The sequence below is a fragment of the Streptomyces sp. NPDC101160 genome (assembly GCF_044768205.1).
GTDB lineage: Bacteria > Actinomycetota > Actinomycetes > Streptomycetales > Streptomycetaceae > Streptomyces.
The window spans coordinates 626,133-638,250 of record NZ_JBIWPJ010000002.1 but is presented as its reverse complement, the minus strand read 5'-3'; the positions used below and the strand labels follow the sequence as shown (position 1 = coordinate 638,250).

General features: G+C 74.1%; 11 protein-coding genes. 4 read left to right on the top strand and 7 right to left on the bottom strand.

Features of this window, described 5'->3' with window-relative positions:
* Nucleotide 1: 1 nt before the first annotated feature.
* The 3 genes from opcA to ACIRSU_RS08395 all read right to left on the bottom strand — a co-directional run bounded on the left by opcA (nt 2) and on the right by ACIRSU_RS08395 (nt 2,681).
* Complete coding sequence (gene opcA, locus ACIRSU_RS08405; protein ID WP_403789941.1) at nt 2-913, bottom strand: glucose-6-phosphate dehydrogenase assembly protein OpcA; 912 nt, start codon at nt 911-913, stop codon at nt 2-4.
* Between the two features lie 228 nt (nt 914-1,141).
* Nucleotides 1,142-2,080 carry an NADP-dependent oxidoreductase gene (locus tag ACIRSU_RS08400; RefSeq protein ID WP_403789940.1) on the bottom strand — a complete coding sequence of 313 codons (939 nt, stop codon included), beginning with the start codon at nt 2,078-2,080 and terminating at the stop codon, nt 1,142-1,144.
* Between the two features lie 4 nt (nt 2,081-2,084).
* A complete protein-coding gene (locus ACIRSU_RS08395; protein ID WP_403789939.1) occupies nt 2,085-2,681 on the bottom strand; it encodes a DoxX family protein in 597 nt (198 codons plus the stop codon).
* 228 nt (nt 2,682-2,909) lie between these two features.
* Here ACIRSU_RS08395 and ACIRSU_RS08390 point away from each other — a divergent pair, with 228 nt between their 5' ends.
* The 3 genes from ACIRSU_RS08390 to ACIRSU_RS08380 all read left to right on the top strand — a co-directional run bounded on the left by ACIRSU_RS08390 (nt 2,910) and on the right by ACIRSU_RS08380 (nt 5,061).
* Complete coding sequence (locus ACIRSU_RS08390; RefSeq protein WP_403789938.1) at nt 2,910-3,524, top strand: HdeD family acid-resistance protein; 615 nt, start codon at nt 2,910-2,912, stop codon at nt 3,522-3,524.
* Nucleotides 3,525-3,670: 146 nt separating this feature from the next.
* Nucleotides 3,671-4,093 (top strand): DUF350 domain-containing protein, encoded by a 423-nt coding sequence (locus ACIRSU_RS08385; RefSeq protein ID WP_403789937.1) that lies wholly within the window; start codon nt 3,671-3,673, stop codon nt 4,091-4,093.
* A gap of 98 nt (nt 4,094-4,191) precedes the next feature.
* Entirely contained in the window at nt 4,192-5,061 is an 870-nt protein-coding gene (locus ACIRSU_RS08380; RefSeq protein ID WP_403789936.1) for a class I SAM-dependent methyltransferase, read from the top strand.
* 20 nt (nt 5,062-5,081) lie between these two features.
* Here the strand turns inward: ACIRSU_RS08380 and ACIRSU_RS08375 are convergent, their stop codons facing one another.
* Nucleotides 5,082-5,567 carry a hypothetical protein gene (locus ACIRSU_RS08375; RefSeq protein WP_403789935.1) on the bottom strand — a complete coding sequence of 162 codons (486 nt, stop codon included), beginning with the start codon at nt 5,565-5,567 and terminating at the stop codon, nt 5,082-5,084.
* Nucleotides 5,564-7,000, bottom strand: a complete 1,437-nt coding sequence (locus ACIRSU_RS08370) for a WGR domain-containing protein (protein WP_403789934.1) — start codon at nt 6,998-7,000, stop codon at nt 5,564-5,566. Before ACIRSU_RS08370 ends, ACIRSU_RS08375 begins: the two co-directional genes overlap by 4 nt.
* 160 nt (nt 7,001-7,160) lie before the next feature.
* Between ACIRSU_RS08370 and ACIRSU_RS08365 the strand changes: the two genes are divergently transcribed.
* Nucleotides 7,161-8,090 (top strand): ketopantoate reductase family protein, encoded by a 930-nt coding sequence (locus ACIRSU_RS08365; RefSeq protein WP_403789933.1) that lies wholly within the window; start codon nt 7,161-7,163, stop codon nt 8,088-8,090.
* A 1-nt stretch (nt 8,091) separates the two neighbouring features.
* Here the strand turns inward: ACIRSU_RS08365 and ACIRSU_RS08360 are convergent, their stop codons facing one another.
* Nucleotides 8,092-8,886: a maleylpyruvate isomerase family mycothiol-dependent enzyme gene (locus tag ACIRSU_RS08360; protein ID WP_403789932.1), complete on the bottom strand. Its 795-nt coding sequence runs from the start codon at nt 8,884-8,886 to the stop codon at nt 8,092-8,094.
* Nucleotides 8,887-8,977: 91 nt separating this feature from the next.
* On the bottom strand, nt 8,978-12,013 hold the full coding sequence (locus ACIRSU_RS08355) for an alpha-mannosidase (RefSeq protein ID WP_403789931.1): 3,036 nt from the start codon (nt 12,011-12,013) through the stop codon (nt 8,978-8,980).
* Between the last annotated feature and the right edge of the window lie 105 nt (nt 12,014-12,118).

Genomic DNA, 12,118 nt, shown 5'->3' with positions numbered 1-12,118 from the left:
GCTACCGGCCGTACTTCAGCGCCGCCTCGTACGCCTCGTCCGGGTCGAGGCGACGGAGTTCCTCGGCGATCAGCTCGGCCGTCGTGCGCACCTTGAGGGCCATCACGCGGCTCGGCTGGCCCGGGATGGCGAGGTGGGCGACCGGGCCCTCCGGGCGGTCGATGACGATCTCGCCGTCCGGCGTGCCCATGCGGACGCCGGTGACCACGGGGCCGTCCGTCGTGACCCGCTCCACGGGCACGTTCAGCCGCTCGCCGAACCAGCGGGCGAGCAGCTCGGCGCTGGGGTTCTCCGCCTCGCTCTCGACGGCGGCCGACGTCACCGTCGCACGGGCCTGGTCGAGGGCGGCGGCGAGCAGCGAGCGCCACGGGGTGAGCCGCGTCCAGGCGAGGTCGGTGTCACCGGGCGCGTAGGAGGCGGCCCGCTTGGCGAGGGCGCCGATCGGGTCGGCGACGGCGTACGCGTCGGTGATACGGCGCTGGGCGAGCGAGCCGAGCGGGTCCTGGGACGGCACCTCGGGGGCGTCGACCGGCCACCAGACGACGACGGGCGCGTCCGGCAGCAGCAGCGGCAGCACGACGGAGTCGGCGCGGTCGTTCACCTCGCCGTGCAGGCGGAGCAGCACGGTCTCGCCGGCGCCCGCGTCCGTGCCGACGCGGACCTCGGCGTCGAGCCGGGTGATGTTGCGCTCGCGCGGGGAGCGGGCGTGTCGCTTGATGACGACGAGGGTGCGGGAGGGGTGCTCGCGGGACGCCTCGTTGGCGGCCTTCACGGAGTCGTAGGCGTTCTCCTCGTCGGTGACGATGACGAGGGTGAGGACCATGCCGACGGCGGGGGTTCCGACGGCTCGGCGGGCCTCCAGGATCGCCTTGTTGATCTTGCTGGAGCTGGTGTCCGTCAGATCGATCTTCATGACCGGTACCGGTCCCTTTCCTGTTGGCGTGCCCGCACTGGTCCTAGCGCCGGATCGGCTCCGGATCTTCCCGCGCCCAGTATTCAGGATCCGATGCGCTGGATCCGATATCCGGGATCCCGGATCCAGGACATCGGATCCGGGAGGTCTGATCCGGGACATCGGATCCGGGAGGCCTGATCGGGGATATCGGATCCAGCGCATTGGATCCAACTGCCACTGCGCCGCTCAGGACTCCCCGCCCGGGCCCACCGCGAGCACCAGTTTCCCTCGCGTGTGCCCGCCCGCGTTCAGGCGCCATGCCTCGGCCGCCTCGCGCAGCGGCAGCACCTTGTCCACGAAGACGGTGAGCTTGCCCTCGTCGGCGAGGGCGGCGAGCGTCACCAGGCCGGGGGCGTCGGGGCGTACCCACACGTAGTGGCCGCCGACGGCGGCGGCCCGGTGGTCGGCGACGGAGGCGAGGCGGGCCGGGGAGTGCAGCAGCTCCACGGAGACCTCGACCGACTCGCCGCCGACGAAGTCGAGTGCGGCGTCGACGCCGTCGGGGGCGAGGGCGCGGACGCGGTCGGCGAGGCCCGGTCCGTAGGCGACGGGTTCGGCCCCCAGGCCGCGCAGGAAGTCGTGGTTGGCCGGGCCGGCGGTGCCGATGACCCGGGCGCCGCGGGCGACGAGGATCTGGGTGGCGAGGGAGCCGACTCCGCCGGCGGCGGCGTGCACGAGCACGGTGTCGCCGGTGGTGGCGCCGACCCGGTCGGCCGCCTGCAGGGCGGTGAGTCCGGCGAGCGGCAGGCCCGCGGTCTGCGCCCAGCTCAGGGCGCGGGGCTTGCGGGCGAGCATCCGGACCGGGACGGCGACCTGCTCCGCGTACCCGCCGAACTCGGCGCTGTCCTTGCGGATGTAGCCGAACACCTCGTCACCGGGCCCGAATTCGGACGAGTCGAGGCCGTTGCCGGCGACGACGCCGGCGATGTCCCAGCCGGGCACCAGCGGGAAGTGGACGACCATGATGGGGTCGAGCCCGCCGGCCGCCATCTTCCAGTCGACGGGGTTGATGCCGGCGGCCTCGACCCGGACCAGGACCTCGCCGGGGGCGACCTTGGGCTCGGGCAGCTCCATGAGGGTGAGGGCCTCGGGGCCGCCGTACTGAGGCATGGCCATCGCCCGCACGGCGTCAGTCCTCCGTCTCGCGGCCGCTGGTGTGCTCGGGCTCCGGTTCCTCGGGGACGGACCGGGCGGCGTCGGCCGACGGCGCGGGCTCGGGCGTGGCGATGGCCTCCGCCCGGCGCCCCACGACCGCCGCGACGGCGAGCGCCGTGCCGATGAAGGCGGTGGCGACCACCCAGGGCCGGTCGAGGACGTGGCCGGTGGCGTGGTCGAGGGAGAGGCGGCCGGCGCCGGCGATGCCGATGGCGGCGGCGGTGAAGCCGAGGAAGGCGGGGTACTCGAAGCCGCCCTCCATCGCGAAGAAGCCGGACGGGGCGTGCACGGCGACCGCGCCCGCCATGGCACCCGCGGCGGCGGCGCCGGCCGCCGGGGTGGCGAGGCCGAGGGCGAGCAGGACGCCGCCGCCGGTCTCGCCGAGGCCGGCGGCGATGGCGCTCACCCGGCCGGGCGAGTAGCCCATGGCCTCCATGGCCTGGGTGGTGCCCTCGATGCCGCCGCCGCCGAACCAGCCGAGCAGCTTCTGGGTGCCGTGCGCGGCGAGGACGGCGCCGGTGCCGACGCGCAGGGCGAGCAGGCCGAGGTCGCGGCGGTTGAGAGCGGTCATGAGGTCTCCCGGTGGGTGCGGTGGGGCGGCGCGGGGCGCGGCGGGTGCGCGTCCGGCACGGGCGTTCTCCACTCTGCGCCGCACGACGGCCGACCCCTTCGCGTTGTACGTCCATACAGGTCATCTTTTGCGGCGTTCGTCGGGTGTTGCTTTAGTGAGAGCGCCGGTGACGGCCCGACGAGGGCGGGGACCGATCGGAGGGCGCGCCGTTCCACGAGGAGATCCGCCATGACCGAGACCCACGCACGTGAGCCGTACGACCGGCCCTCGCCGGACCTGCCGCCCGGACCGCTGGGCGCGCTGGCCGGGATGGCCTGGCAGGCCCTGCTGATCTCCGGCTTCGGCGCCCTGGTCCTGGGCGTGCTCGTGCTGGTGTGGCCGGGCCAGTCGCTGACCGTGGTGGGGGTGGTGTTCGGCCTGTATCTGCTGATCAGCGGTGTGCTGCACCTGGTCGCCGCGTTCGGCACGCACATGATGACCTCGCTGCGCGTGATGGCCTTCATCAGCGGCGCCGTGTCGATCCTGCTCGGCCTGTTCTGCTTCCGCGGTTCGCTGCAGTCGACGCTGCTGCTGGCGCTGTGGATCGGGATCGGCTGGCTCTTCCACGGCATCACGCAGACGGTCGCGGCGGCCTCCGACCCGCAGGCACCCGCCCGAGGCTGGCAGATCTTCCTCGGCGTCATCAGCGCGCTGGCCGGTGTGGTGCTGATCGTCTCGCCGCTGGAGTCGGCGAACGTCCTGATCCTGCTCGGCGGCATCTGGCTGGTCGCGGTCGGCGTGATCGAGATCGGGACGGGCTTCATGGTGCGCTCGCGCGCCAAGGGGATCCCGCCGGGGCTCTGAGCCTCCGTCGGCTCCGGCGTCTGCGCCGGCCGCTTCCAGGACCGCCCGGCCCCGGCCGGGCGGTCCTGCGCTACATTTTGCCGGTCCTTGACCCCGAGATCGGGCGCGGCGAGCGCGCGATCCCCTCTCTGCGGAGCCGGCATTCCATGAGCGACATCGTCAACGGCCTCGGCCGGACCACGGCCTACGGCGCCCTCGGCGTCGTCCTGTTGATCCTCGGCATCGTCCTGGTCGACCTCCTCACGCCCGGCAAGCTGGGCCGGCAGATCTGGGAGGACCGCAACCGCAACGCCGCGACCCTGCTCAGCTCGGCGCTGCTCGGCATAGGCGGCATCGTCTTCACGGCGATCTGGACGACCTACGACGACTTCGCCAAGGGCCTGGTGTCCACGGCCGCGTTCGGCCTGCTCGGGCTCGTGATGATGGCGGTCGCCTTCCTGGTGGTCGACCTGGTCACCCCGGGCAAGCTGGGCGCGACCCTGGTCGACCCGGAGCCGCACCCGGCGGTGTGGGTGACGGCGTCCGTGAACATCGCGGTCTCGGCCGTGGTCTCGGCCTCGATCGCCTGACACCGGCCCCCGCCTCTCTCCCGCCCTTCCGCTCCCCCCTGCGCACTGCGCAAGATCGGAGAAGCGCCGCGCCCGTCCGCCTTCCTAGCGTGGGAGCCATGAACAACGGTTCCCTGAAGGAAGACGAACTCCGCCCCGAGGACACGGCCCTGCGGGTGGCCCTGTGGCGGGCCCTGCACCTGCGGGTCGACGCACCGCCGCACATCCTCGCGGACGAGGTCGGGCTGCGCCTGGCCGCCCCGGACGAACACTGGCGCGACCGGCCCGACATGGACCCGCGGGCCACCGTCCGGATGCGGGCGTCCACCGTGGCCCGCGCCCGCTTCGTCGAGGACCTGGTCGAGGAGCGCGCCCGTGCGGGTGTCACGCAGTACGTCGTCCTCGGCGCCGGGCTCGACACCTTCGCCCAGCGCCGGCCCGAGCTCGCCGCCGGGATGCGGGTGTTCGAGGTCGACCAGCCCGGCCCGCAGGCCTGGAAGCGCCACCGGCTCGACGAGCTGGGCCTCGGCGTCCCGGACGGGCTGCGGCTCGTGCCGGTGGACTTCGAGGCGGGCGAGCCCTGGTGGGAGCGGCTGGTGGCGGCCGGCTTCGACCCGGCCCGCCCGGCCGTCGTGGCCTCCACCGGCGTCAGCATGTACCTCACACGGGAGACCACCGCGGCCACCCTGCGCACACTGGCCGGTCTCGCGCCCGGCTCCACGCTCGCGATGAGCTTCCTGCTGCCGTTCGACCTCGTCGACTCCGGGGAGCGCCCCGGCTTCCAGGCGACCGCTCGGGCCGCCCGCACGCACGGCACTCCCTTCATCAGTATGTACGCCCCGGCCGAACTGCTCTCCATGGCCCGCGAATCCGGCTTCCGGGACACCCGGCACGTCTCGTCGGCGCAGCTCACCGAGCGCTATTTCGCCGGCCGCGCGGACGGCCTGCGTCCCTCCAGCGCCGAGGAACTGGTCGTGGCCTCGGTCTAGCCCCCGGGTCACACCCCCGGTCAGGCCGACGGCTCCACCTCCAGGAAGCGGTGGCGGCGCGGGCCGCGGTAGAGCAAAGCGTCCCAGCCGAGGCGTTCGAGGGCGGCGGCGCAGGCGCTGAGGGCGGCTTCCTCCTCGTGGGCGGCGCCCGAGCCGGGCGGGCCCAGCCATTCGACGCGGGCGGTGCCGGGGCGCTCGCCGGCCGTGACCCGGTAGCCGGTGGCCACGCGGGTGCCGTCGGCGTCGAGCGCCGAGGGCCGTTGCTTTGCCGCCTCGAGGGCGAGGGCCACCGCCCGTACCGGCTGGTGGCGCTCCCAGTCGGCGGGCCGGGCGGCCGGGTCGCCGCCGGAGCCGGAGCCGCCGGGGCGGTTGGTCAGGCGCCGGATCTGGAGGAGTCCCTCGAACGCGGCCCGCACCTCGCGGGAGCGCTGCTCGGCGTCGCGCTCCGGCAGCGGCGGCCCGTCGCCGGTGGCCGCGGCGAAGCCCCCGTCCGCGGCCCCGCTCACAGGAGCCGCCGGATGTCGCCGCGGACCCGGTAGAAGCCGCCGGCCGCGGGGTGCAGGGCGTCGACGACGTAGCGGGTGCCGGGTTCGCGGATGGCGCGCGGGAACTGCACGTTCCACCCCTGCTCGTAGCCTTCGGTCACGACCCGGACGCGGGTACGGCCGCCTTCCTGGACGCACTCGACGACGATCGAGCCGGCGGGGGCGGCGCGGACCGCGTCGACGGCGGCGACGGTCGTGGCCGGGGCGTAGGTCGGCAGGGCGGCGGCGAGCTTGATGTCCTGGGCGACGGGCACGGTGCCCTGCTGGGCGGCGGCGATGGCGGCCTCGCTCGCGTCCACGCACACCAGCGAGCCGTCGGTGGTCACCAGGTAGAGCCGCTCGTCGTGGTACTGCATGGAGAGCGCCGAACCGCCGCCGGTGCCCAGCTTCCACAGCCGGGTGCCGTCCTCCGCGAAGCAGTAGACGGAGGAGGCGTTGTCCCCGGCGAAGACGAAGCGGCCGCCGGGCGAGGTCGCGCACGAGTAGACGGGGCTGTCGCAGCCGTACACGGCCTGCGTGCGACCGTCCTTCTTGGCGAGCCGGACCACCTGGCGGCGGGCGGTCCCCGCGTACACCGCGGCGGCCTCCTGCCAGCCGAAGAGCACGGCACCGTCGATGCCGGTGTGCCACAGCTCGCCGCCGCCGTCGGGGGCGTACGCGGTGACGCCGCTGCTGTCGCCGTAGTAGACGCCGTCGGAGTCCGCGCGGACCATCCAGGCGTGCTCGCCCCGCCCGCCGCGCGACCACTGGTGCTCGTCCTCATGGTCGATGACGGTGAGCCGGCCCGAGCGGTCGGCCACATCGAGGACGCCCTCGTGGATGTCGAGCCAGAAGATGTCGACGTCGGTGGCGATCTCGTACGCCGCGAACGGCAGCTTGGCCGACAGGTCGTAGACCTGGCCGTCGTCGCAGCCCGCGTAGATCCAGAAGTCGTCGGCGACCAGGCACTTGACGCCGTCCGGCAGGCTGAAGCGGGCGTGGACGGCGCCGTCGTGGCCGAGCGTGAAGACCTCGCCCGCCTGGTTGCCGACCCAGCAGCGCTCGTCGTCGACGTGGATGCCGAAGGCCGCGGAGCCGGTGCGGAAGCGCCACAGGACGGGCGCGACGGCGCGGGCGGTGGAGGGGGCGGAGCTCACCGTGCGGCGGGTGACCGCGCGGGCGGCGCGCTGCCCCTGGACGGCCGGCGCGTACCCCTTGCGGACCTTCTCCCCTATCTTCTTCTCCGCCGCCGCCCGCGCCTTCCCGGGCGTGGCGAACGTCGAGGTCTGCGTCTGGCCGGCCGCGCCGATGCGGCCGTAACGGACCGACACCAGCGTGCCGTCGACCGTCACTTCGTAGAACTTGTGCGCGCCGCCGCCGTCCTGCGACAGCTCCAGATAGGTCTTCGTCGTCATGTTCCGAACGGTAGGGGGCGCCACTGACAAAGGCCGCGCGACGGCGGGACGAGGCCCGCGTGAGAGGGCCACGACAGTGGGCCACATCACGGTTCATTCAACGAACCTATGGGCTACTCTGCTGTCCGGCCCCCATAGCGCGAAGAGAGGCTCAACCACCATGAAGATCCTGGTCGTCGGCGCCGGTGCCACCGGCGGTTACTTCGGCGCGATGCTGGCCCGCAGCGGGCAGGACGTCACCTTCCTCGTCCGGCCGGCCCGCGCCGCCGCGCTGCGCCGGCGCGGCCTGCGGGTGGTGGGCGAGGAGGAGTGGCGGCTCGACCCGGTGCTGCTCACCGCCGACGAGCTGGCCGCCGACCCCGTCCCGTACGACCTCGTGCTGCTCTCCGTGAAGGCCACCGCGCTCGCGGCGGCCATGGAGGACTTCGCGCCCGCCGTGGGGCCGGACACCGTGATCGTGCCGCAGCTCAACGGCTTCGCCCATCTCGACGCGCTCACCGGCCGGTTCGGCAAGGAGCGGGTGCTCGGCGGGGTGGCGAAGGTGGTCACGACCCTCGACGAGCACGGGGACATCCTGCGGCTCGCGCCGCTCGCCCACCTCTCCCTCGGCGAGCTCGACGGCGGCGCGCCGTCGCCGCGCGTGGCGGCGATCCGTACGGTGCTCGCGGACGCGGGCATCGACGCGCGCGTGCCCGACAGCATCGTCACCGCGATGTGGCACAAGTGGGTCTTCATCACCACCGTCGGCGCCCTGACGAGCCTCGCGCGCGGCTCGGTGGGCGAGGTCAACGCGCTCCCCGGCGGTACGGAGCTGGCGACGGCCCTGCTCGACGAGGCGGCCGCCGTCTCGGCCGCCGCCGGGCACCCGCTGCCGGAGGCCGAGTACCGCACCAACCTGGGCGTGGTGACCGCCGCCGGGTCCCCGCTGGTGCCGTCGCTCTACCGCGACCTCGTCTCGGACCGGCCCACCGAGGTCGAGCACCTCTTCGGCGACCTGGTGTCCCGGGCCCGGGCGCTCGGCGTGGCCACGCCGCTGCTCGACCTGGCGACACTGCAGCTGCGGGTGCACCAGGCCCGGGTCCAGGCCTGAGTCACGGCGCCACGAAGAGGCGCGGGAAGCGCGGCCCGAGCCAGGGCTTGCGACCCCAGGCGAGGGCGCGGCCGGTCGCCATCACCGGGACCGGGTCGATCCGGCCGAGCGCCATCAGCAGGAAGGCGACCGGCTCGGTCAGCACGGTGCAGTCGGGGCGGTCGAAGGGGCCGGTCGTGGTGGTGACCGTGCCGTCGGCGACGGTCACGCCGAACCGGGCGCCGCCCCACAGCCGTACCCGGTAGCGGGCGGTGAGGCCCGCGACGGCGGCCGGGTCGGCGGCCCGGGGCATCGCGGCGGTCATGAAGGGCAGGGTCAGCTCGACCCGTTCGCGGTCGATCATGTGGGCGCGGCCGAGGGACCGGGCGAGGTCGTAGCCGTGGCCGAGCATGTGCGTGAGCAGGTACGCGCCGAGGCGGGCCGGGTCGCAGGGGCCCATCGGGGTCTGCACGATCTCCTCGGGGTCGCGTTCCTCCACGGCGTCGAGGAACGCGAGGGCCTGGTCGTGGATCAGGTCGGCGAGCGGCCCGGCGGCCCTCTCGGGAAAGGCCGACAGCGCCTCCTCGTTGGCGGCCGCGATGCCCTGCGGGGTGCCGTCGCCGTACGGGCGGGGGCGGCCGGCCGCCAGCTCGGCCATCAGCGCGTTCGCATGGCCGAGGTGGGCCGCGGTCTCGCCGAAGGTCCAGGTCAGGCGAGGCACCGGGCGTCCGGTGTCGGGTGCGGCGCGCACGATGTCGGCGATGTCCCGCGCCGTGCCGCGTATCGCCGCGCCGAGCCCGTCCGGCAGCACACTCATGTCGTCCCCACCTTCACGCCCCGCTGATCGGTGGCGCAAGAGTAGGGGGTGTCCGCGGCCGCTGCCCAGGGCCGGGGCCGCCCGTCATGCGTCACACCCGCGTGAGCCTGAGGGTGAGCAGCTGGAAGGGGCGCAGCTCGATCAGGACGTCGTCGCCCTCGACCCGTACGGCCTCGCCGTCCCGGGGCCGCTCCAGGAGGTCGCACACCCGGGCCCCCGCCAGCGCGAACCCGGCGGTGAGGCGGGTGCGGGCGCGCCCGCCGCGCGACTCGTAGACGCGGACGACGACGTCGCCGCTGCCGTCGTCGGCGAGCTTCAGGGCGCTGACGACCACGGCCTCGTCGGCGACGCCCACCAGCGGCGCCACCTCCGCCGAGCCGGGCACCCGCCGCTCGGGCAGGTTGATCCGGTAGCCCTCGCGGACGGCGTCGCCGATCACGGCGCCGGGGACGAGCGCGTGGCGGAAGCGGTGCGGGCCCTGGTCGGTGTGCGGGTCGGGGAAGCGGGGGGCGCGCAGCAGGGAGGCGCGGACGGTGGTCGTGGTGCCGCGGTCGGCGGCGCGTACGGTACGGGTGACGTCGTGGCCGTACGTCGAGGCGGTGACGAGCGCGACGCCCCAGCCGGGCTCCTCGAAGTGCACGAAGCGGTGGTTGCACGCCTCGAACTTGGCCGCCTCCCAGCTGGTGTTGGTGTGGGTGGGGCGGTGCAGGTGGCCGAACTGGGTTTCGGCGGCGTACCGGTCGGTGTGCAGGTCGAGCGGGAAGGCGCACTTGAGGAACTTCTCGGTCTCGTGCCAGTCCACCTCGGTGTCGAGGTCGAGCCGCTTGGCTCCGGCGGTGAGGCCGAGGGTCTGCACGGCGCGCGAGGAGCCGAAGGAGCGGGTGACGCGGACGCGCACGGCCTGCGCCGAGTCGGTGGCGACGGTCAGTTCGTCGACGTCCGTGAGGTCGGTGACGGTGTTGCGGTAGAAGCGGTCGACGTCCCAGGCGTCCCACATGTTGGGGAAGTCGGGGTGGAGCTGGAGGAGGTTGGCGGCGGCGCCGGGGGCCACGGTCTCGCGGCCGCTGTCGAGGTCGACGACGGAGACGACGAGACCGCGCGCGTCGACGGCGACCCGCAGCAGCCCGTTGGCGAGGACGAAACCGCCCCCGGCGCGCGGCTCGACCGTGCAGCGGCCGGGCGCGGCGGGCAGCGCTTCGGCGCGCAGGGCGCCGCCGGCCGGGATGCCGGCGCGGCTGTGCGGGGCGGAGTTGAAGACGAGTTCGCCGTCGCCGTCGCCGGCGAGGGCGCGCTGGGCCCGGTCGATGATCCCGCCGAGCTCCTCGGCGACGGCGGCGTACGTGGCCTCCGCCTCCCGGTGCACCCAGGCGATGGACGAGCCGGGCAGGATGTCGTGGAACTGGTGCAGCAGCACCGTCTTCCAGAGGCGGTCCAACTCCGCGTAGGGATACGGCAGTCCGGCCCGTACGGCGGCGGTGGCCGCCCACAGCTCGGCCTCGCGCAGCAGGTTCTCGCTCGCCCGGTTCCCCTGCTTGGTGCGGGCCTGGCTGGTGAGGGTGGCCCGGTGCAGCTCCAGGTACAACTCGCCCATCCACACCGGCGGTTCGGGGTACTCGGCCTGGGCCTTGGCGAAGAACTCGGCGGGCCGTTCCCAGCGCACCCGGGCCGAGCCCTCCAGGTCGCGCATGCGCGCCGCCTTGGCGATCATCTCGCGGGTGGCGCCGCCGCCTCCGTCACCCCAGCCGGTCGGGGCGAGCGAGCGACTGGCCCGCCCCTTGTCCTTGAAGTTCCTGACGGCGTGCGCGATCTCCCTGCCCTGCATGGAGCAGTTGTAGGTGTCGATGGGCGGGAAGTGGGTGTAGATCCGGGTGCCGTCGATGCCCTCCCACCAGAACGTGTGGTGCGGGAAGGAGTTGACCTGGCTCCAGGAGATCTTCTGGGTGAGCAGCCACTTCGAGCCGGCCTCCTTGATGATCTGCGGGAGGCCGCCGGCGAAGCCGAAGGTGTCGGGCAGCCAGGCCTCCTGGTTCTCGACGCCGAACTCGTCGAGGAAGAAGCGCTTGCCGTGCACGAACTGACGGGCCATCGCCTCCGAGGAGGGCATGTTGGTGTCGGACTCGACCCACATGCCGCCGGCCGGGACGAAGCGGCCCTCGGCGACGGCCTTCTTCACCCGCGCGTACACCTCGGGCCGGTGTTCCTTGATCCAGGCGTACTGCTGGGCCTGCGACATCGTGTAGACGAAGTCGGGCTCGTCCTCCAGGAGGGCGGTCATGTTGGCGGTGGTGCGGGCCACCTTGCGGACGGTCTCGCGCAGCGGCCAGAGCCAGGCCGAGTCGATGTGGGCGTGCCCGACGGCGCTGAGGCGGTGGGCGGAGGGCTCGGCGGGCGTGGCGAGGACGCCGGCCAGCTCGGCGCGGGCCGCGGCGGCCGTGCCGTTCACGTCCTGGAGGTCGATCGCGTCGAGGGCGCGTTCCACGGCGCGCAGGACGTCCCAGCGGCGGGCGCCCTCGACGGGCAGTTCGGCCATCAGCTCGCCGAGCACCTCCAGGTCGGCGACGAGCTCCCACACCGTCTCGTCGAAGACGGCCAGATCCATGCGGGCGAGCCGGTACTGCGGGCGGTCGCCCGCCGTGTCCTTGTCGCCGAGCTCGGTGGGCAGGAACGGGTGGTAGTCGAGGATCACCGGGTTGGCCGCGGCCTCCACGTGCAGCAGCACCTCCTCGCCGCCGGCCGCCGGGGCCGCGATCCGCACCCACTGGTTGCGCGGGTGGAGGCCCTTCACCGGGCTGCCGTCGGGGCGGTAGACCAGGCCCTCGCACTGGAAGCCGGGCATGTTGGCGTCGAATCCGAGGTCGATCAGCGCCTCGACGGTGCGGCCGGCCCACTCCTCGGGCACGGTGCCGGAGACGGTCAGCCAGCTGGTGCTCCAGGGCGCGCCCCACGCGTCGCCGACGGCGATCGGGGTCCGGGGCGCGGCGAGGCCCTCGGCGACCGGGACGGGCTCGCCGGGGGCGGTCCAGATCCCGGCCCGGAGCGGCACGGAGACGGGGTGGACGGCGGGTCGGATGCGTTCGTCGAGGACCCGCTTGAGCCGGGACTCGACGAGGCTGCGGTCGTCATGCATGCGGAGCACTCCCAGGGGCAGGGGCGAGGACGGGCGGTACGGGGCGGGGTCAGCCGCGCGGGGCCGCGGTCGGGGGCCGGGCCCCTGGGACCGAGCCCCGCGGGG